The 19944-nt window shown below is 48.4% G+C and carries 18 protein-coding genes and 2 tRNA genes; 11 read left to right on the plus strand and 9 right to left on the minus strand.

Annotated features, from left to right (window positions below; all coding sequences use genetic code 11):
* Nucleotides 1–51: 51 nt before the first annotated feature.
* A complete protein-coding gene (locus EZMO1_RS03060) occupies nucleotides 52–1209 on the minus strand; it encodes a Na/Pi symporter (protein WP_034879590.1) in 1158 nt (385 codons plus the stop codon).
* A gap of 219 nt (nucleotides 1210–1428) precedes the next feature.
* On the opposite strand from EZMO1_RS03060, the gene EZMO1_RS03065 reads away from it, so the two are divergent.
* From EZMO1_RS03065 to EZMO1_RS03075, 3 genes are all read left to right on the plus strand, one after another.
* Complete coding sequence (locus tag EZMO1_RS03065) at nucleotides 1429–2079, plus strand: hypothetical protein (protein WP_051790718.1); 651 nt, start codon at nucleotides 1429–1431, stop codon at nucleotides 2077–2079.
* Nucleotides 2080–2290: 211 nt separating this feature from the next.
* Nucleotides 2291–2836, plus strand: coding sequence for an HD domain-containing protein (locus EZMO1_RS03070; RefSeq protein WP_034879592.1), 546 nt, complete (start codon nucleotides 2291–2293; stop codon nucleotides 2834–2836).
* A gap of 66 nt (nucleotides 2837–2902) precedes the next feature.
* On the plus strand, nucleotides 2903–5131 hold the full coding sequence (locus EZMO1_RS03075; protein WP_051790719.1) for a heavy metal translocating P-type ATPase: 2229 nt from the start codon (nucleotides 2903–2905) through the stop codon (nucleotides 5129–5131).
* 55 nt (nucleotides 5132–5186) lie between these two features.
* Here the strand turns inward: EZMO1_RS03075 and EZMO1_RS03080 are convergent, their stop codons facing one another.
* The gene (locus EZMO1_RS03080; RefSeq protein WP_051790721.1) at nucleotides 5187–5852 is read right to left on the minus strand and encodes a LysE family translocator; all 666 of its coding nucleotides are present in this window, start codon (nucleotides 5850–5852) and stop codon (nucleotides 5187–5189) included.
* A 120-nt stretch (nucleotides 5853–5972) separates the two neighbouring features.
* Between EZMO1_RS03080 and cueR the strand changes: the two genes are divergently transcribed.
* Complete coding sequence (gene cueR / locus EZMO1_RS03085) at nucleotides 5973–6362, plus strand: Cu(I)-responsive transcriptional regulator (protein WP_034879594.1); 390 nt, start codon at nucleotides 5973–5975, stop codon at nucleotides 6360–6362.
* Here cueR and EZMO1_RS27965 read toward each other — a convergent pair.
* Nucleotides 6356–6628 (minus strand): GNAT family N-acetyltransferase, encoded by a 273-nt coding sequence (locus EZMO1_RS27965; RefSeq protein WP_082212368.1) that lies wholly within the window; start codon nucleotides 6626–6628, stop codon nucleotides 6356–6358. The genes cueR and EZMO1_RS27965 overlap by 7 nt on opposite strands.
* A 450-nt stretch (nucleotides 6629–7078) precedes the next feature.
* On the opposite strand from EZMO1_RS27965, the gene EZMO1_RS03095 reads away from it, so the two are divergent.
* The 3 genes from EZMO1_RS03095 (at nucleotide 7079) to EZMO1_RS03105 (ending at nucleotide 10224) form a co-directional block, all read left to right on the plus strand.
* A complete protein-coding gene (locus EZMO1_RS03095) occupies nucleotides 7079–8542 on the plus strand; it encodes an NAD-dependent succinate-semialdehyde dehydrogenase (RefSeq protein WP_034879598.1) in 1464 nt (487 codons plus the stop codon).
* Between the two features lie 97 nt (nucleotides 8543–8639).
* Nucleotides 8640–9815 carry an MFS transporter gene (locus EZMO1_RS03100; protein ID WP_034879599.1) on the plus strand — a complete coding sequence of 392 codons (1176 nt, stop codon included), beginning with the start codon at nucleotides 8640–8642 and terminating at the stop codon, nucleotides 9813–9815.
* 37 nt (nucleotides 9816–9852) lie between these two features.
* Nucleotides 9853–10224 (plus strand): Cif family virulence factor, encoded by a 372-nt coding sequence (locus EZMO1_RS03105; protein WP_034879601.1) that lies wholly within the window; start codon nucleotides 9853–9855, stop codon nucleotides 10222–10224.
* A gap of 192 nt (nucleotides 10225–10416) precedes the next feature.
* Here EZMO1_RS03105 and EZMO1_RS03110 read toward each other — a convergent pair whose 3' ends face one another.
* On the minus strand, nucleotides 10417–10878 hold the full coding sequence (locus EZMO1_RS03110) for a DUF2062 domain-containing protein (protein WP_051790724.1): 462 nt from the start codon (nucleotides 10876–10878) through the stop codon (nucleotides 10417–10419).
* A 99-nt stretch (nucleotides 10879–10977) separates the two neighbouring features.
* Here EZMO1_RS03110 and EZMO1_RS03115 point away from each other — a divergent pair, with 99 nt between their 5' ends.
* The 4 genes from EZMO1_RS03115 to EZMO1_RS03130 all read left to right on the plus strand — a co-directional run bounded on the left by EZMO1_RS03115 (nucleotide 10978) and on the right by EZMO1_RS03130 (nucleotide 13524).
* Complete coding sequence (locus tag EZMO1_RS03115) at nucleotides 10978–12342, plus strand: DNA recombination protein RmuC (protein WP_034879603.1); 1365 nt, start codon at nucleotides 10978–10980, stop codon at nucleotides 12340–12342.
* 3 nt (nucleotides 12343–12345) lie between these two features.
* Nucleotides 12346–13170, plus strand: coding sequence for an SDR family NAD(P)-dependent oxidoreductase (locus tag EZMO1_RS03120; RefSeq protein ID WP_034879605.1), 825 nt, complete (start codon nucleotides 12346–12348; stop codon nucleotides 13168–13170).
* A 121-nt stretch (nucleotides 13171–13291) separates the two neighbouring features.
* Nucleotides 13292–13381: transfer RNA gene (locus EZMO1_RS03125), tRNA-Ser, on the plus strand.
* 66 nt (nucleotides 13382–13447) lie between these two features.
* Nucleotides 13448–13524 (plus strand) — tRNA-Arg (locus tag EZMO1_RS03130).
* 16 nt (nucleotides 13525–13540) lie between these two features.
* On the opposite strand, the gene EZMO1_RS25245 is transcribed toward EZMO1_RS03130, so the two are convergent.
* From EZMO1_RS25245 to EZMO1_RS03155, 5 genes are all read right to left on the minus strand, one after another.
* Nucleotides 13541–13759 (minus strand): cysteine-rich CWC family protein, encoded by a 219-nt coding sequence (locus EZMO1_RS25245; RefSeq protein WP_082212369.1) that lies wholly within the window; start codon nucleotides 13757–13759, stop codon nucleotides 13541–13543.
* A gap of 110 nt (nucleotides 13760–13869) precedes the next feature.
* Nucleotides 13870–16065: a YgiQ family radical SAM protein gene (locus tag EZMO1_RS03135; protein WP_034879610.1), complete on the minus strand. Its 2196-nt coding sequence runs from the start codon at nucleotides 16063–16065 to the stop codon at nucleotides 13870–13872.
* A 171-nt stretch (nucleotides 16066–16236) separates the two neighbouring features.
* The gene (locus EZMO1_RS03140; protein ID WP_145912445.1) at nucleotides 16237–17625 is read right to left on the minus strand and encodes a hypothetical protein; all 1389 of its coding nucleotides are present in this window, start codon (nucleotides 17623–17625) and stop codon (nucleotides 16237–16239) included.
* Between the two features lie 605 nt (nucleotides 17626–18230).
* Nucleotides 18231–18725 (minus strand): SycD/LcrH family type III secretion system chaperone, encoded by a 495-nt coding sequence (locus EZMO1_RS03145; RefSeq protein ID WP_034879615.1) that lies wholly within the window; start codon nucleotides 18723–18725, stop codon nucleotides 18231–18233.
* 286 nt (nucleotides 18726–19011) lie between these two features.
* Nucleotides 19012–19596, minus strand: a complete 585-nt coding sequence (locus tag EZMO1_RS03155; protein ID WP_034879620.1) for a porin family protein — start codon at nucleotides 19594–19596, stop codon at nucleotides 19012–19014.
* Nucleotides 19597–19944: the final 348 nt, after the last annotated feature.

Below are 19944 nucleotides of genomic sequence, written 5' to 3' on the forward strand. Positions count from 1 at the left end.
AAATGCCCTGCATTGATGAGCAGGGCGTTTTAATGGTCTTCTGGCTATGACTTATTGAGTCACCAAAATTGCCAGAGCCGGTACAACAAAGAATGCCAGTGCCAGGTAGGCAAATGCGTAAGCTTTTCTCTTCACTGCAAGATCGGCCAGCTTGTCAGCTGCATACAGTGGAATCTCGCGCAGAGGCTTGATGCCGTAGATAAAGGCGACTGCAAACAGATTAAAGAACAAATGCACCATGGCAATCGTCATTGCAGGCATAGCTGCATCGGCTGAGATAGCAGTGGCCGCCAGAATAGCTGTGATGGTGGTACCGATATTGGCTCCCAGAGTCACAGGGTACACCTGACGTACGGTGAACAGGCCGCTGCCGACCATAGGCACCATCAGACAAGTGGTGGTGGTAGACGATTGAACCATAACAGTCATTGCAGCACCGGAAGCAATGCCTGAAACAGGGCCGCGACCAATGGATTTTTCCAGAACGTTCTTTGCTCTGCCGGTCATTACTTTCTTCAGCAGTTTACCCAGACGCACCACTGCCGAGAAAATCAGGAAGATACCAAAGGCAATCATCGCCAGACCACCCAGAGTGGCATCAGGCAACAGGTTGGCAAAGCCTTTAACGATGTCTTCAGCCGGAGCAGTCAAGAATTTCACGATATTGAAATTCATGCTCATGTCCTGACCACCCACCAGCATTTCTGCTATGGACAGGGAAAGTTTGCTCAGGAATCCGGTCATCAGTTCCAGCGGCAGAATAATCAGTACAGCCAGATAATTAAAGAAGTCATGAATGGTAGATGCTGCAAAAGCCCGCTTGAACTCTTTATTGCAGCCCATGTGACCAAGGCTGACGACAGTGTTTGTGATGGTCGTACCGATATTGGCACCCATAATCATCGGGATTGCCATATGTACGGGCAGACCGCCAGCGACCAGACCCACAATAATAGACGTCACCGTACTGGAAGACTGTACCAGTGCTGTTGCCAGCGTACCGGCAATCAGAGCCAGAAATGCGTTGTTCGCAAAGTTAAACAGTTCCGCAGCGTTGCCGCCCACCACCATTTTAAAACCGGAACCGACCACGCTCACTGCAACCAGCAGGCCGTAAATCCAGAGAATTACCTTTAACCAGATGCGCCCATAATGGCGGGTCATCATCTTGTCATTTGAACCGGTATTGAGTGCTGTCATTTCAGACATGTGTGTGCACCTTAGTGCGTTAATGATGATGGCGAAGGTAAAGGGTTTATGTTTCAGTAATATTACAGTCCTGACATTTTACTGAAATAATGTGACAGACTGTTTAGATTGGAGGGGCCACTGTTGAGTTCTGGTTCAAATTCAACTCAATAAAACTTGTTTTCTGTTTGTGAAAACTGGTATTGATTAAATAGTCATCAATAAGACAAGGAATGTCTGATGAAGAAGCAAATTATTCCCTTTGCAGGTTTGTTGCTATTAGCAGACGGTACTCATGCGACCACTACGGATGTGGGAGCAGGGTTAGGTACACTGGGTGGACAGCTGACATTTACCAATACCATGGACGAGGAGTATGCACTGAGGCTGCAGGTAAATGGCTTCAAATATAATTATGAGTTTAAAGAAAGCGGTGTCACTTATGAGGGTGATCTGAAACTGGTCAGTGCAGGCGTTTTGGGAGACTGGCACCCCTGGAAAAGTGACTTTCGTTTTACTCTGGGGGCTTATTACAATGGCAGCCAAATGGATGCTGATGCAAAAGCCAGCAATGGTACGATCAGCATTAATGGTACTGCCTATGACGTCAATACAATAGGCGGGTTGGAAGCTGATCTGAATGTCAAAGAGTTCAGTCCTTATATTGGCTTGGGCTTTGGTGGAGTATTAGGCGAAAGTCGTTTTCTTTACAGTTTTGATATCGGTGTACTGTATCAGGGCAAGCCGGATATTGGACTCAAAACTACAAAAAGTGTGAATGATGCGACACTGGCCGCCAATATAGAAGCACAACGGAAAAAGTTGGAAGACGAACTGAAAACGTTCCGCTGGTATCCGGTGGTCGGGTTTGCGATTCATTACCCGTTCTGAATGGTTTTGCGTCTTAGTGGGTTTGGCAATGGGATGATTGCGCTATAGTCGATACCGATAATTTGAATGACTGGTATTGTCTGTGGCTTTCAAGTATTTGCTTATCAGTTGTTGGTTTTTTCTCTGCTCCACGCTGCTTTCTGCGAGCGAAGTTTCACCCTGTCAGCCTTATTCTCTGGCGCCCCCGAATCATGAATACAGAGAACTGCTTATGCAGGATTGTCTTCAGTATATCGAAACCAGAGCGCGAGATTTCTACCGCAAGCAGGACGTTTTTCATAATGAAAGACATGGTGAGCGGGTTGTTGCTTACGCCCTGAGCATCAACCGGGTCGAGCAGGCAGACCGGTTTCTGGTTGAAGCAGGAGCCTGGCTGCATCAGTTTCATGACCACCTGCATGAGCTGCGGCAGCTGCTGGATAGCACAGGACTTGATGAGTTTATAAAAGAGCAGTTGTTTCAGATTGTCAGGTTGTGTCGTCCACACCTTATTAATGAGCAATCGCCGCTTGCTGCCAGAGTCGTGTTTGATGCTGATGCCATGGATCTGATGGGCGCTTACGGTATCACCAGAGAACTGTCCTGTAACCTGCAGATCAGGGGTATGAACTATCAACAGGCAGTTCAAGCCACCCGTGATGTACAACGCCTGTTTGAAGAAACGCTAAGCACTCCGACCGGCAAAGCGCTTGCCCATGATCAAATTGTTGCTGCCAGAGCTTTCTGGTCTGATTTCGACCTTCATAGCTCCCCTTGACCTTCCAGTGACGGGAAGGTTTATCCTTCACATTAGTGAATCAATTAATTAATGGGAGCAGGTCGTATGAAACTCGAGACGATCAGCCTGTCTGTACCCGACATGAGTTGTGCAGGCTGTGTAGCTAAAGTCGAAAAGGCGCTTAAATCTGTTGAGCATGTCCACGATGCCCGGGTCAACCTTGCAGAAAAAACCGCAGAAGTGGATGTGGACTGTCAGCCTGATATTGTGGCTCTGTTGCAGTCGCTCGAAGCCATCGGCAAGCCTGGCTCGTTGATTGACAGTGAAGAAGACAATCGTCGTCAACAGGAACAGCGTGATAAGGAACGCTATCGCTATCTGTTGAAACACGGCTTGTTTGCTCTGGCAGTCAGCATTCCATTGATGTTGTCGATGTTCTTTATCCCGATGAGTGTTCATACGCCACAGGATCAGTGGCTATGGGGCAGTGTGGGGATTGTAACACTGGGCATTCTGGTGTTTTCCGGGCGTCACTTCTTTAAAGGGCTGGTGGATTCGATTCGCCACGGCTCTGCTTCCATGGATACGCTGATTGCACTGGGCACCGGAACCGCCTGGATTTATTCCATGGCGGTTGTGCTCTGGCCCGAATGGTTTCCTGTCGCGGCCCGGCATGTGTATTTTGAAGCCTCTGCCATGATCATTGGTCTGATCAACCTCGGGCAGGCGATGGAGTTGCGGGCAAAAGGCAAAACCAGTTCAGCCATTAAACGACTGCTCGGGCTTCAGGCGAAAACGGCTCGTCTTGTGCGTGATGGTGAAGAGGTTGATGTACCGGTTGCAGCAGTAAAGGCTGGCGATATTATCCGTGTACGTCCTGGTGAGCGAATACCGGTCGATGGTCGGGTAACCAGTGGTTCAACGCTGGTGGATGAATCCATGCTCACGGGTGAGCCTTTGCCAGTGAGTAAAGGCGTTGATGATGAAGTGGCAGCGGGTACGCTGAATAAGAACGGCTCCATTCTGTTTGTGGCAGAAAAGGTGGGCAGTGATACAGCGCTTGCTCATATCATTCAACTGGTGAAGCAGGCACAAAATGCCAAAATGCCCATCACCCGACTGACCGATCAGATTTCTTCGGTGTTTGTGCCTGTTGTTATTGTCATTGCCATTCTTTCCGCGCTGGTCTGGTATTTCGTTGGTCCGCAACCAGCTATTGCCCATGCTTTTGTGGTTCTGACGACAGTATTGATTATTGCCTGCCCCTGCGCACTGGGACTGGCAACACCCATGTCGGTGATGGCGGGTGTTGGCAGAGCGGCAGAACTGGGCATGCTGGTTCGCAATGGTGAAGCTCTGCAGAAAGCCAGTCAGTTAACGACAGTGGTTGTGGATAAAACAGGCACTGTGACGGAAGGTGCTCCGGCAGTGACCGATATTCTGGTAGCGAACGGTATCAGTGAAGAACAGCTGTTGGAACTGGCTGGCAGTCTTGAATCAGCATCAGAACACCCTCTGGCTGAAGCGATTGTTTCTGCAGCCAGAGAACGTTCCCTGACGCTGACAGAACCGGATGATTTTGCCATGAAGTCCGGTTTTGGTATCTCGGGACAGGTGAATGATCAGACTGTTTTGTTGGGTAATGCAAAATGGATGACGGCGAATAAACTGTCACACGACGACTGGCAGGTAAAAGCGGATCAACTGGCTGATGAAGGCAAAACACCGGTGTTCATTGCACTGGAAAATAAGGTTGCCGGTATTCTGGCCATAGCTGACCCGGTACGTTCAGACTCCAAAGCGGCGATTGAGCGCCTGCAGTCTGCCGGAATCAAGGTGGTGATGCTGACCGGAGATCACAGAAAAACCGCACAGGCAGTAGCGAAACAGGTGGGTATTGAAGAGGTTCATGCCGAAGTCTTGCCTGCAGATAAAGCCTCCCATGTAAAAGAGTTGCAGGAAGCGGGTGAAAAGGTAGGAATGACCGGTGACGGCATTAACGATGCACCGGCACTGGCTCAGGCTGACGTTGGTTTTGCCATGGGTTGTGGTACCGATGTAGCCATTGAGTCGGCGGATATCACCCTGATGCGATCTTCATTACACGGTTTGGTGGATGCGGTGCTGCTATCCAGAGCTACTCTGAAAAATATACGACAAAACCTCTTTGGTGCGTTTATTTATAACACTCTGGGCATTCCGGTAGCGGCAGGCGTTCTCTACCCACTGACGGGTATGCTGTTAAACCCTGTAGTGGCTGGTGCTGCAATGGCTTGTTCATCGGTTACGGTGGTTACTAATGCTAACCGGTTAAGGAAGTTTAAGGCGGGTTAAAGCATTTACAGAGCAGCAAGCCGATGAATGGTTGCTGCTCTGTAAACCTAATAAATTAACGAATAATTGTAAGAAGTCCGGTCATTAATATTGCGCAGCCCACGGCGATAAATAGAACGCCGGTCAATGACAGGATTGCAGCATTCATCCTTCCCAGTTTCTGTTGGACCGAAGAAGAAGACAGCACCAAAGCAAGGAATGAAAACCAGAGCATAGAGAGGCCGAACATTTCAAAGGCCATTAATGCTTTAAAGGTGAACGAGCTGGAAACAGTGACGACACTACTGAAAATACTAATGAAATACACCAGGGCTTTTGGATTCAGGACGTTCGTTGCCAACCCCTGAAACCAGATGGTCATGCTGTTCGGGCTGATGTTTGGTTGAGCTGGCTGGCCTTCAGAAGGCGCCGTTGTAAAAGAGTGATGCTGACGTGCAGATTTCAACGAGCTAATGCCCAGGTAAAGCAAAAAGCTGCCACCACAGAATTGCAAAACGGCTTTAATCCACGGAACTTCCTGTATCAGTACACTCATGCCGGTCAATGCCAGAATCGTGTGCACCAGAATGCCACAGGAGATGCCAAAGGCTGCCCACAAGGCTTTTTCTTTCGAAAGCCTGATGCTGTTATTCACAATGAGTGCGGCATCCGGTCCCGGTGACATCAGGGCAATAAGGTGGGTCGCCCCAATAATAAGAAACGGATGTTCCATAAAAGTCATTATTTTTACCTGTGTACAACAAATAGGTTTTGAATGGTTTGCTCTAAAAGCGTTTATTCGAGCAGTGTACTGGTTGATAATCGTATGGTTGAGTATTTATCCAGTGATTAAAGTAGCACGATGAACATCTCCAAAGTAGCGTCCAGAACCGGGTTGACCAGTAAAACCATCCGATACTATGAAAGTATTGGCCTGATTGAGGCTGCCCGACGTCTGGATAATGGCTACCGGGACTATTCCGAACAACAGCTTCAGGAGCTGAAGTTTGTCCAACAGGCCAGAGTTCTGGGCTTTTCGCTGGATGAATGTCGAGAACTGCTGGAACTCAACCGGAACAAACAACGGCGTAGCGCCGATGTTAAAAAAATCGCCGGTGAGAAACTGGCAGACGTTGAGACAAAAATTCAGCAACTTCAGGCCATGAAATCCGGTCTGTGTCGATTGATTGAAAGCTGCGCCGGTGATGAAAATCCGGACTGCAGCATTTTAACCGCACTGTCAGATCAATAATTAAGCCGAAGCAATGGATGCAATGGCGGTGAATTACCCGCCTGAATTCTGCCTAAACGTTCAAATCCAAAACGTTCGTAAACCCCGAGGTTTCTTGGGTTGCATGACAAAACGAAAAGCTCCCGGGCCTGATTGCCGGTTTGTTCCAGCGAATGTTCCAGCAGGGCAGAGCCAATGCCTTGTTGCTGGCAGTCCGGATCGACGGCAATGATTGACAATACCCACAGGGATGATGGTGGTCGTAGATTGAAATATTGCCGGTCCATTTCTTTAACGTCTTCCAGACGGGAAGGCGCAATGCTGGTTTGATAGATTCGTATTTTTTTTCCAGATCGGGCTGAACACCGGGTGGCAGCCAGAGTGCGGCCGCTTTTCCATCTTCCGTCATGTACGTTGTTCTGCAGCCAATGGCCTTGCCACCAATGATTTCCATCACCAGAGGCCAGATACTCATACGCAGGTTTTTGTCTGGATAGAGCCAGGAAACATAAGGATCATCAGCAAAGGCTTTAGCCAACATGCTGAAAATAATGGTACGATCCGATTCAGTTGCTGTGACTATTTTCATAAATAGTTGTTTCCAGAATAATTTTATTGATGCAGCAGCTGCTTCCTTATACAGGCAGTCTCCCTGGTCTTGGTGCCCGGTAGTTCTGATCTTTGATTGTTAATTAAGTTCCGGATTTTAATAAAAAGATAAATAAGCGGGAGTCATTATGGCACTACAACTGATTGATACCGGATTATTGCGGGAACAGGCGTACATCAATGGGCAGTGGACTTCTGGCGATGAGAATACTATTGATTCGATACCTGTCACTAATCCGGCCACAGGAGAAGTGATTGCCCACGTGCCCCGGCTGGGAGAAGCCGAGACCATCAGAGCGGTTGAAGCAGCAGAGCAGGCAATGACTGGCTGGCGGCGAAAGACTGCCAAAGAAAGGGCTGTTCTGCTCAGACGCTGGCATGATCTGATGCTGGAACATCAGGATGATCTGGCAAAACTGATGACCGCTGAACAGGGTAAACCCCTGCCACAGGCGAAAGGCGAGGTGGCTTATGGTGCATCGTATTTAGAATGGTTTGCGGAGGAGGGTAAACGGGCTTATGGCGACATTGTTCCTTCTCATGCCAATGATAAACGCATACTGGTCACCAAAGAGCCTGTAGGTGTCGTTGCGGCGATTACACCGTGGAACTTCCCTTCAGCCATGATTGCCCGAAAGGCGGCTCCGGCTCTGGCAGCAGGTTGTACGATCGTAATAAAACCGGCAGAGGTTACACCACTGTCTGCTCTGGCTCTGGCAGAACTGGCGGATCGGGCAGGCATTCCGGCAGGGGTTGTGAATGTGGTGACCGGTAAAGCATCGGCTATAGGCGGAGTGATGACATCTCACCCGTCGGTTCGCAAACTCTCCTTTACCGGTTCGACTCCTATTGGCAAGCTTTTGATTAAACAGTGTGCCGACACCGTGAAGAAAGTGTCTATGGAGCTGGGAGGCAACGCACCTTTTATTGTGTTTGACGATGCTGATATTGATAAGGCAGTTGAAGGCGCGATGGTCAGTAAGTATCGGAACTCCGGACAAACCTGCGTGTGTGCCAACCGGCTGTTTGTTCAGGACGGTGTTTATGATGAATTCATAGAAAAATTTGTTGCCAAAGTCAGGGAGCTCTCGGTTGGCGATTGTCTGGTTGAAGACTTTGATCAGGGGCCTTTGATTGATCGGGCAGCGGTTGAGAAAACCGACGAGCACGTTCAGGATGCGATCAGTAAAAACGGGCGTCTGCTGTGTGGTGGCGAACAACACGTTGCAGGAGAGCTGTTTTATACCCCCACGGTTATTGCCGATGCTACGCCGGACATGCAGTGTTACAAGGAGGAAACCTTCGGGCCTCTGGCGCCAGTGTTCCGCTTTAAGGATGAAGACGACGTGATTCGTATGGCTAATGATACCGAATATGGTTTGGCGTCTTATTTTTATGCCAACGATTTGCGTCGTGTATTTCGGGTGGCTGAAGCCTTGGAATACGGTATGGTTGCGGTTAATGAAGGCATTCTATCCACGGAGCTGGCACCTTTTGGTGGCGTAAAAGAGTCCGGAATGGGACGGGAAGGTTCCCGCTACGGCATTGATGACTATCTGGAAATCAAATACATCCTGTTGGGTGGAATGTGAGCTTCTGCACTATCAGGCAACAGCTCTGTCTGATAGTGCATCCTCAAGCCTGATAGTGCCTCTTCAAGAATAATAATACGACCACAATGGAATGGTTATGCCCACCAATGTAAGAACCCTGTTTTTTGCACAGGCATTCGCCATGTGCGCCACGCCGTTGATGATTTTTTCTGCTGCTCTGGCTACCCATGATTTTGCTCCGTCGCCTCAATGGACAACCCTGCCTGTTGCTGTGCTGGTGATTGGTATGGCGTGTTCGGTGTATCCGGCTGCTCACCTTGCGGCACGTTGGGGCAGGAAGCGACTGTTTTTAACCGCCATGTTTTCAGGTGCCGTTTTCTCACTGGTTGCCATGTGGGCCGTCATGCAGGCTTCGTTCGGACTGTTTGTGTTTGCCAGTGCGGGCTTAGGATCAGTGGGCGCGGTTTCGCAGCAATTTCGTTTTGCGGCGATGGAAAGCGTGGAGCCTCAACAAAGACCGGTGGCGGCTTCAAGAATTCTGGTAGCCGGTTTGATTTCGGCCTGGCTGGGGCCGGAGTTGGTGATCTTTGGCCAGTACTGGTTTTCAGGGGTTTTCGAAGGTGCCTTTGCCCTGCTCGGAGGATTGTTCCTGCTAGCGTTGTTGATACTGCTGGCGGGGTATCGAAATTCCCGTAGTCCACAGGGTAAAGCGGAGAGCCACTCTGGCAGTATCAGTGCATTGATAAAACGAAAAGGATTCCTTGTCGCAGCTTTCAGTGGCGCTGTCGCCTACTGCGTGATGGGGCTTATTATGACAGCGACGCCCACCAGCATGAGTCATATCAATGAATTCTCGCTGGCGGAAACCAAGTGGGTGATTCAGAGCCATATTATGGCCATGTTTGTTCCGTCATTGTTTGCGGGTTGGCTGGTGCAACGGTTGGGTCACAAACGTATGATTATCATTGGTCTGGCGGCTTACCTGATATGTGTTGTGCTTGGTGTAATTGATCAGTCGTTTATGCATTACTGGTGGGCGCTGGTATTGCTGGGAGTTGGCTGGAATTTTCTGTTTGTGGCGGGTACGTCATTATTGCCTGAAGTGCATTCCGAATCGGAAACGGCAAAAGCTCAGGGCTTAAATGACTTTATGATTTTTGGCTGTCAGTCTGTCGCGGCTTTGACATCGGGCTTGCTGCTTCATGCCATTGGCTGGGTGGGACTGTTATTGGTCACCGTGCCGGTATGTCTGGCTATGCTGGGTCTGGTGATGAGCTGGAATCAAAAAATCAGTGAGACGGAATTAGCCTAAACTTCATAAACCCATAGCGATCATGAGGAGATGACTCATGAGTCACAATGTTCTAACTGAGGTGCTGACTGCCAGCAAACAGTGGGTCAGGCATTTTAACCAGGGCGATGTCGATTATTGTGTTTCCGGTTATTTGCCCGATGCCGTTATGAAGGCTGATCCAATGGGAGAGTACGTCGGCAAAGGCAATATAGACAACTTCTGGCGTCCATTTATTCAGTCCGGTGCGTCTGATTTGCAGTATTCGGATATCTGGCTGAAACAGGTAGACAGTGAAACCGTTCACCTGGGGGCGAACTGGTCTATGAATGTGGGAAAAGGCATTATAACTCTTGAAGAATGGGTAAAAAACGACGCCGGTGTATGGAAACTGTCGCAAGACTTCTTTGAAGTAAAGGAACAGTATTAAGAAGCCGTCTTAAAAGTCATGCTGCTACTGCGGTCTGCGTTAAACGGGTCTAAAAAGACAATTTTGCTTGTTAAATAGCTGGCTATTCGCGTCGCAAAATTGTCTTTTTATCCTCCGTTTCACTTGATCCTCGCTACGCGCAGACTTTTAAGACGGCTTCTGGGTACTCAACGGTTTTCCGTGCAGGGACGCTTAAACCGGTTTCATTTTTGCCTTCAGTAAAACAGCCAGTCCTTTCCACAACACCAGTACAACAGGCAGGGCAACCAGCAACCAGGCTGCGCAGGCCGCTGAAATAGCCAGACCATACTGTTCCAGAAACAGGCTGAAGTTGTTTTTTGCCAGAGTGAAAATATCCACAGGGTTTACTGAAATACGCTTCAGCCCAAACAGATACTCCCCCAGACGTATAAACGGAATGAACAGAATAAACTGCAGAGGATAACCACAGTAATTGGCAATCTGTATGGCGACCTGATTGAGTCGCAAAACGCCTGCAGCCAGCACACAAAGCAGCGTGGTGATCCCAAACACGGGAAAGAAGCCCAGTACAAAGCCCACAGATAAACATAATGCCAGAGCGTCAGGGTTCAGCCCTTGATTCAGTAAAGCTTTTACGGGCGATAGGATCCGATTTTGAACAAAAGAACTCAAAAGAACTTCCTGCGTTTACCGTGTACGTTGGACTGCGATGAAAACCTTATATTGAAATAGTAACATGGCAGAAGATCAACCCTGACCGAGATTCTGTTTATGTCCTCAACCACAGTGATCGTGGCAGCTATTGTTGCGGCTATTGTTGCAGTATTGTCCTCTTTACTGAGCTGGCTGATAGCGCGGCAAAAAAATGTGCGCATGCAAACCGAACTGGAAACCATGCTAAGTAGTGAGCAGGATCGGGTCGCCGAACGTGACCAGCGCATCCGGCAGGGTGAAGACGACCGGGCGCGTTTGCTGGAAAGGGTTGAGGTTGAGAGGGAAAACCGAAGTGAGGCTGAACAGGCGGTAAGAGAGTTAAGAACACGTCTGGACGTTCAGCAACAACATCATGAGCAGACCTTGAAAGAGCTGGAAGAGAATCGGGAAACCCAGAAGCAGGCGTTTCATCATATTGCCAATGAAATTCTGGAAGCCAAAGGCAAGCTGTTTTCTCAGCAACATCAGGAACGTCTGGATACTTTGCTTACTCCGTTTAAAGAGCAACTGGTAGATTTTCGCAATAAGGTAGAGCAGGCACAAAAGGCAGACATTGAAGGGCGGGCTGCTCTGAAGCAGCAGTTGGAAACGCTTCACAGCCTGAACCAGCGTATAACCGATGAAGCCGGTAACCTTGCCAGAGCCCTTAAGGGCGATAAAAAACTACAGGGTAACTGGGGGGAACTGCAGGTCGAGAAAATCCTTGAAAGCAGCGGCCTGATTAAAGGCGAAGAATATGAAAGGGAGGCTAATTTCAAAGACGATGATGGACAAAATAAACGACCGGATTTTGTCGTTTATCTGCCTGAAGGCAAGCACCTGATCATTGATTCCAAGGTGTCGCTGGTGGACTACATGAGCTATGTGAATGCGGAAGATGATGAGGAAAGACAGGCAGCCCTGTCACGACACATTGTCAGCATTCGCAATCATATTAAAGGTCTGGGTGATAAGGACTACCCCAACCTTTCTGGCGTTAAAACCCCTGACTTTGTCTTTATGTTTATGCCAGTGGAACCGGCTTTTATTGCTGCTTTTCAGCATGACCAGAAACTGTTTAACGACGCCTTTGAACAGAATATTGTGGTGGTAACACCGACAACCTTGCTGGCAACGCTGAGAACCGTTGCCAACCTCTGGACGATTGAACGACAAAATGCCAACGCCCGAAAGCTGGCAGAGCGTGCGGGTTTGGTTTACGACAAATTAAGAGTTTTTGTTGAAAAGATGGAAAAGCTCGACACCCAGCTGACCACCGCCAGAAACACATACGACGAAGCGATGAATACCCTGAAACAGGGGCGTGGAAACCTGATTTCGCAGACGAATGAGTTTGTTGCTCTGGGGGTACGGGTGAAGAAGGAGTTTTCACGACAAACACTGGATACATCCGATTTGTCCCAGTTGCCGGAAAAGGAATAATTTATGAAGAACGTTCTGATTACCGGATGTTCATCCGGTCTGGGCAGAGCTCTGGCTATCGAGTTTGCAAGACAGGGCTGGCAGGTCTGGGCGACTGGTCGAAAAAAAGAAACCCTGTCCGATCTGGTTCCGTTAGGCATCAAGGCAGAGGAACTGGATGTCACCAGTGAAAAACAGGTCTGCCAACTGATTAGTCAGGTGGCAGCTGAGGGTGGGATTGATGTGCTGGTCAACAATGCCGGTTACGGCGCCATGGGGGCAACCGTTGAGATGCCGGAAACGGAAGTTCGTATGCAGTTTGAAACCAATGTGTTTGCTCCCCTGAAACTGGTTCAGGCGGTGGCACCTGCCATGATAGAAAGACGATCCGGAACGATCATAAACATCGGCAGTATTTCCGGTCAGGTTGTAACCCCTTTCTCCGGAACCTATTGCGCCTCCAAAGCCGCGTTTAATTCGTTCTCGGATGCCTTGAGAATAGAGCTGAAGCCTTTTGGTATTGATGTCATGAGTGTAAAACCGGGCGCAATTCGTTCCCGTTTTGCTGAAAACGCGAAGCAGGCACTGGCAAGAGCCTTACCTGAAAACTCGTTTTACAAACCGGTAGAAAAAGCCTTATGGAAACGAGCCAATGCTTCTCAGGATCGCCCGACTTCTGCAGAGCATGTTGCCCGGGTCATTGTGAGTCGGGTAAAAGCAGGGAAAGCATCGGGGTCGTTGAAGTTGGGTAATGGCAGTCGAAGCCTGCCCTTTTTGCAATGGCTGCTTCCTGAGAGCGTATTTGAGTGGGTGCTGTCCCGTGTATTTCAACTTAATCATTTGAAATGATAGGGGTTTTCCGAGAGTTCTAACTTTTTTGGCATTTTGCCTTTGCCTTTTAGTAAACACTGCTATAAAGTACGCCACCTGTTCGCAGCGACAAACTTTCTTCGAAAGCAGCAGCGATAACGGTGAGGTGTCCGAGTGGCTGAAGGAGCACGCCTGGAAAGCGTGTATACGTTAACGCGTATCGAGGGTTCGAATCCCTCCCTCACCGCCAGATCAAAATTGGTTGGTGTTGAATTGATCAATTAAGTGGTGTAAAAAAAGCCACGCAACAAATTGCGCGCTCGTAGCTCAGCTGGATAGAGTACCTGGCTACGAACCAGGCGGTCGGAGGTTCGAATCCTCCCGAGCGCGCCATATTCAAAAGCCCACATCATACGATGTGGGCTTTTTTCGTATGGGCTGTTTTTATTTTTTCCAGACAGGACTGGCAATAGCAGGTTGCAGGCTGCTTGGGTAATGGCAGTTTAACGGCTTCTGATTTGGAAGAATGCTTTGACGACATGCACCAGCATTGTTCTGGTGGTTTTCCCAGAGAGATAGCGCACAGGTTTGGCTGTCCACAGCCCGGACAGAGATTAGATGTTTTCACTTGGTCAGATCAGCATAAAACGTTGGCTGTCTATGCTACCTGTTCATGATTTATTTCTACAGCCTTCCGGCAACAGGCAAGCCAGCTAAGTCACTGACTTGCCTGTACAACTATCGACGTTTACGTCGGTTCTTCTGAGCCTTGGAAGAACGGTTATTCCATTGTCCACCTACTGCCTTCTGATATTTTTTCGCTGGTCTGGCTGTAGCTCCTTTCCGTTTTGACTGGCGAGGTTCTTCGTCAGGTACCAGTTGATGTGCACCATTACCGATCAGGTCGGTTCGTCCGAGCTCTTTGAGAGCCTGACGCAGGAATGACCAGTTTTTAGGATCATGGTAACGCAGGAATGCTTTCTGAATACGACGGTGGTGCAGCTCTTTGTGAGTATCAAGCTCTTCACTCTTGTAGGAAACCTTTTTCAGCGGGTTACGACCTGAATAATACATTGCCGTAGCCAGAGACATGGGCGATGGATAAAAGGTTTGTACCTGATCAATACGGTACTTGTTCTTCTTCAGCCAGATTGCCAGATTGATCATGTCTTCGTGCTCACAGCCCGGATGTGCAGCAATAAAGTACGGAATCAGGTATTGCTCTTTGCCAGCCTCTCTGGAGAAATGATCAAACATCTTCTTAAAGGCATAGTAAGTTTCAATGCCTGGTTTCATCATCTGATTCAGTGGGCCTTTCTCGGTGTGCTCCGGTGCTATTTTCAGGTAACCGCCCACATGATGTGTCACCAGTTCCTGTATGTATTCGGGGTCGTGTACCGCCAGGTCATAGCGCAACCCGGATGCAATAGCGATTTTCTTGATGCCGGGAATCGCACGAGCTTTACGGTAAAGCTGTGTCGTGTGCTGGTGAGAGGTTTCAAGGTTTTTGCAGATACCCGGGAACACACAGGATAAACGACGACAGTTTGCCTGAGCTTTTTCTTCCTTACAGAACAGGCGGTACATATTGGCAGACGGGCCGCCAAGGTCGGAAATCTGTCCCGCGAAACCGGGTACTTTCTCGCGAATATCTTCCAACTCACTCAGGATCGATTCTTCAGAACGACTCTGGATAATTCGACCTTCATGTTCGGTAATAGAACAGAAAGAACAACCGCCGAAGCAGCCCCGCATGATATTGACCGAGGTTTTAATCATGTCGTAAGCCGGGATTTTAGCATTGCCATAAGCAGGATGGGGTCTGCGCTGGTAACTCATTCCAAACACGCCATCGATCTCGCTGGTTTCCAGTGGAACCGGCGGCGGGTTAATCCAGACATCGCGGTTGCCGTGCTTTTGCACAAGAATCCGCGCATTATGCGGATTGGCTTCCTGGTGCAGTACCCGTGAGGCATGGGCATAAAGCGTCGGATCCTTTTTGACTTTTTCAAACGACGGTAGTCTTATGAAGCTTTTGTCCCGGTCAAAATCAGCTTTGCCTGTAAGAGGTTGTGGAATAATTCGCAACGGCTGAGGCTCTGTGACTTCAGACTGTTTTGATTGGCACTCATCTTCAGGAATGTACTCGTATGGGCTGATGCCATAAGCTTCCTGCAGTGATGAGACATCCTTGGGCCAGTCAACCCGTGAGCTGTCAATTTCAGTCCAGCCTGCCGGCAGGGCTGATTTAACGACAGCGGTTCCACGAATATCCTGAATATTTTTAATGGCTTCACCGTTTGACAGACGCCAGGCAATTTCAGCCATTGCCCGCTCTGCGTTGCCGTATAACAGGATGTCTGCGGTAGAATCCACCAGTACAGAGCGACGTACCTGATTGGTCCAGTAGTCATATTGGGCGATTCGTCGAAGGCTGGATTCAATACCACCAAGGATAACCGGAACGTCTTTATAGGCTTCTTTGCAACGCTGACTGTAAACCGTCACGGCTCTGTCCGGACGTTTGCCTGCTTTGGCATCCGGTGTATAGGCGTCATCATTACGAACTTTAAGATCAGCAGTATAGTTGTTGATCATGGAGTCCATATTGCCAGCTGTTACGCCATAGAACAGATTAGGCTTTCCCAGTCGTTTAAAGTCGGCATCGCTGGTCCAGTCAGGCTGGGCAATAATACCGACACGAAAGCCTTGTGATTCAAGAAAACGACCAATGACTGCCATACCAAAGCTGGGGTGATCGACATAGGCGTCACCTGTAACGATGATAATATCGCAGGAGTCCCAGCCCAGTTCGTCCATCTCTGCACGGGACATTGGTAAATAGGGGGCTGTGCCATAACATTCCGCCCAGTACTTGGGGTAGGAAAACAGATCAGGCGCACAGGCTTTGGTCTGCAGAGATGATTTGGTCATAGAAGTCTGATTTTTCAAATGAACAGGGAAGGGCGGTTATTTTTTCAAAAAAGGCTGCGATGTTATAGCCTGAGAAACAGTTTATTTATTCGTTTAACCGCAGAAAGGTTAAGGGTTTGTAGCGCAAATAAAAAGCCGGCTACACGAGCCGGCCCTGATTCGACCTAAGGCTTAAGCCCCTCTAAAGCGTGACACCAGAGCGTTCTGAATCTTCTGGTCTTCCTGTATTCTTGCTGTTTGAGCAGGAACATCCAGAAGTGACTTTGTTAATCCTGTTGTGTCAGGATTATCCATAAGTGCAATAATCGCTTCACCACCAGACAGCCCCTTAACAATCTGCTTAAGTGATTTAAGATCGCCAGACTCAAGTGCTGCAATGGCTGCTTCGAGTTTTTCCTTGTTTTCCCCGGCGGCTTTCATTTGCTGCAATAGCTTCATCATCTCCTGATGGGAGAGAGCCGTTTCGCTGATACCAAGTCCTTGCATGGCTGCCGATACTTCAACGTCAGAAGCAGGAACTTTCTGCATTGAGCCTTCGGACTCCAAAGAGTAGGATTCAGTTGGTCCAAGTGATCCAGACGGAATGTTGGGTTCGCCTTCGAGAGGTTTGCCTGAACTTGGCTCAATACCAATGCTTTTTAGAATGGCGTCGCCTGCACGATTCCAGTTTTCCTTGTGACCAAGGGGTTCGAACGTCTGGCTGACTTTTTTGCCGCTATCAACAACCGTATCGCTGAAGTGCTTAAAACCCTCTTTGGTATCATTGCTAACTTGTTCAAAGGCTTTTCTAGTGTCATCACCAAAGTTTTTCAGACCTTCTTTCGCATCTCTGGCGAAGGTTTCGAAGACCTCTTTAGTATCCTGACCAGAACTCTTTAAGCCTTCTCTGGCATATTCAACAAAGGTTTCAAAGGCAGTTTCAGTGTCCTTGCCGAATTCTTTAAAGGTGGTTTCAGTATCCTTGCCAAATTCTTTAAAGGCCGTTTCAGTATCCTTGCCGAATTCTTTAAAGGCCGTTTCAGCGTCCTTGCCGAATTCTTTAAAGGTGGTTTCAGTATCCTTGCCGAATTTTTTAAAGGCCGTTTCAGTGTCCTTGCCAAATTCCTTAAAGGCATGTTTCGTGTCTCTGCCAAAGCTTTCCAAGTCTTTTCGGGTATCTTCTGCAAAGGTCTCGAATGCTCTTTTTGTGTCCTTGCCAAAGCCTTCCAGGCCTGATTTTGCATTATCTGCAAACCGTTTAAATTCTCTTTCTGTGTTGTTGCCAAATGTCTCAAAAGCTTTTTGGGTTTCATCACCAAAATCTTTAAAGGCATTTTCTACTTTGCCAAAGGCATTTTTGAAAGTGCTGCTAATGGAACTACCTGCTGAAGTTATGCTTGACTCTAAATCAATACTATTGAATTCTTTTTCGATAGCTTCTACTGCTCCGGTTATTGCAGCAGGAATAGTTGAAGTAAAGAATGATTTTATTGCACTGAAAAAACCACCTCCGGATGACTCTTTCTTTCTGGCTTCTTCAGCTTTGCTTTGAGCTTCTTCCGCTTCCTTTACTTCTTTCATGTACTCTCCAATCTTGTGAATATTGCTTTCGTGTTTTTGCTGTGCATCCGCTGATCTGGCTTTAATCTCAAACTCGGAGAACTTGACGGCGTTGTCATCCATTTTGGACTGAATTTCAGACATGATCTGATTTAACATGTCGGGATCAAGGTCTTTATTAGCGGCCTTTGTCAAAAGGTTGTCACTCAACAAAGATACATCTGCCATTAGACCCGGAGGTGCCGATTCGACCATGCTAAGCCGGTTACTGATCTGCCCGATCTGGTTCGTTAGCTCAGGGGTGACAAGATCAGGTTGTGTGACCTTAAGCATTTCAAGGCCATTGGTGAGTGCAAAATTAGCCTCGTGTGCTCTGGCCTGTGTTTCCATGGCAATCAGCTCGTCTCCAGTCGGAGTAGCTGACAAGTTAGGCGCAGGAATAGAGGGAGCATGAATATTGGCAGGTGTCAGAACGCCTTCTTTTATGGCCTTCCGATGAGACACCGAGTTTTTCGAGTCGTAACTCAGGCTTATTTTATCAATTTCTTCTGCCTGTACGACTTTTTGTTGTTCCTGAAATGCTTCAGCGGGCGTTAACGGACGACCTCCCGAAATTGAGTCAGTCATTAGTGATCCTCCTTGTTCTGTACATCAATAGTGGCAAGCAACATTTCGGCACGATTAATTTCCTTGTGACTGAAATGACTGCTTTTTGCCAGCTTAAGAGCGGTTTTGTAGATTTCTTTGGCCTTATCTACACGGTCAAGTGCCAGGTTGCAGTCCGCCATGTAGATCAGCGGCAAAGGGTTGCTGCTATCCAGACGGAAGGCAAACGTATAGGTCTGTATGGCCTGAGCGTATAGATGCTCCATTTGCAGGCAGGCACCCAGAGACAGATAGTTTCGGGAATTCCACTGGTCACAGAGGGAAAGATATTGAAAGACTTTGGCGGCTTCTTCAAAATGACCGGCATTGTATTGGTCATAGCCTGTTTTGTAGATGGCTTCCAGATAGCCCTGACTCATGTTCTTGGCCCGGGCGATAGAGCCGCCACTGTCAAGATAGCTGACGATCTTGGCAAAATGTTGGTCATCAGCAGAATGATTTTGTTGGTTTGGCATGAGTTACGTCCCTGCAAATCTCTTATGAATGTCCTGACTTAAAGGTATAGCATCTGTTGGACGGGTATCAGCAGGGATGCAGACTAATGTCTTAGTTGGCTCTTTGTTTTATATCTTTTTAAATCAAGCAGTTATGCGCAACCGGGCCTGTCTTGTAGGCATACAGTATTTTCTTGCGGTGAGAATGGTGAGCAGAAGGCAGGTTGGGGAGATAGACGGTGCCTTTAATGGCACATATACAGGAACAAAGAGTCAGGTAGCGGCCTGATCCGCTACCCGTCAAGGGTTAAAAACCCCAATGCAGACCCAGGTTCAGACCACGCAGTCGCTCGGAATCGTTGATGCCTTTGGTACCATCAAAGTTCAGCTTATAGTTGCGGTAGCCAGCCTGCAGGCGAAGTCCCATGAACATTTTGAAGCGGACACCGGCTTCAAAATCGGTAAAGTCGGTGTTGCCATTTTTACCCCAGTCCATTTTGCCATAGAAGCTGGTGCGGCTGGCGTCGAACAAAGTCACTTCGGTATTGACCATTGGCAGGGTGCTGGAGAAGCCTTTGCCTTTCAGTCGCCCTGAGTCAAAGCGCCTTGCGCCCAGACCTACTGTCCAGTCCAGACTGCCATTATCCAGAAAACGGTAATAGCCCAGCGCATCAAAGCTGTTGAATTTCAGCTTTTTGCTGTCTACATCGGTGTAGCGAACGGCAACGTTGGGTACCAGAGGAACAAAGTGTTCGAAGTTGGCATACAGGTTGTGTACACCGTCGTGGTTGGCAGTATTCCAGTAGTTGTAGCCAACTTTGGCACCTACCAGTGCCTGAGCATTGGTGGCAGAAACAAGAAGTACAGCGGCAGCCAGTAGTGATTTTTTCATATTATCCCTGTGAGCGATAGAATTAGCATTTTCGACGTAAGCCTCCCTACTTTGAGTAGGGAGATATAAGTCGGGAGTCCGCAAGGACTCCGGTTGAGATTTTGACATAGCTCTTATCGTACTCTATGCTGCTCTTGGCTTTTAATTGGCTGTTATCGAAAACCAAGTGACAACCAATGTTAGAAAGCCCAGAATTTAAAATTAAACCGGAAGGACTGTCCGGTTCTGCTGATGGAGGCTTCTGTGTAAGTCCAGTCGTTATAGACTGGCTGTAGCCCTTGAAGTCAGAAGCCCCCTACTTCAGTTGGGGGAGCAGTCACCCTTGCCAGAGCTGACTACCTTATCGTT

It is taken from the genome of Endozoicomonas montiporae CL-33, from assembly GCF_001583435.1.
Taxonomy (GTDB): domain Bacteria; phylum Pseudomonadota; class Gammaproteobacteria; order Pseudomonadales; family Endozoicomonadaceae; genus Endozoicomonas_A; species Endozoicomonas_A montiporae.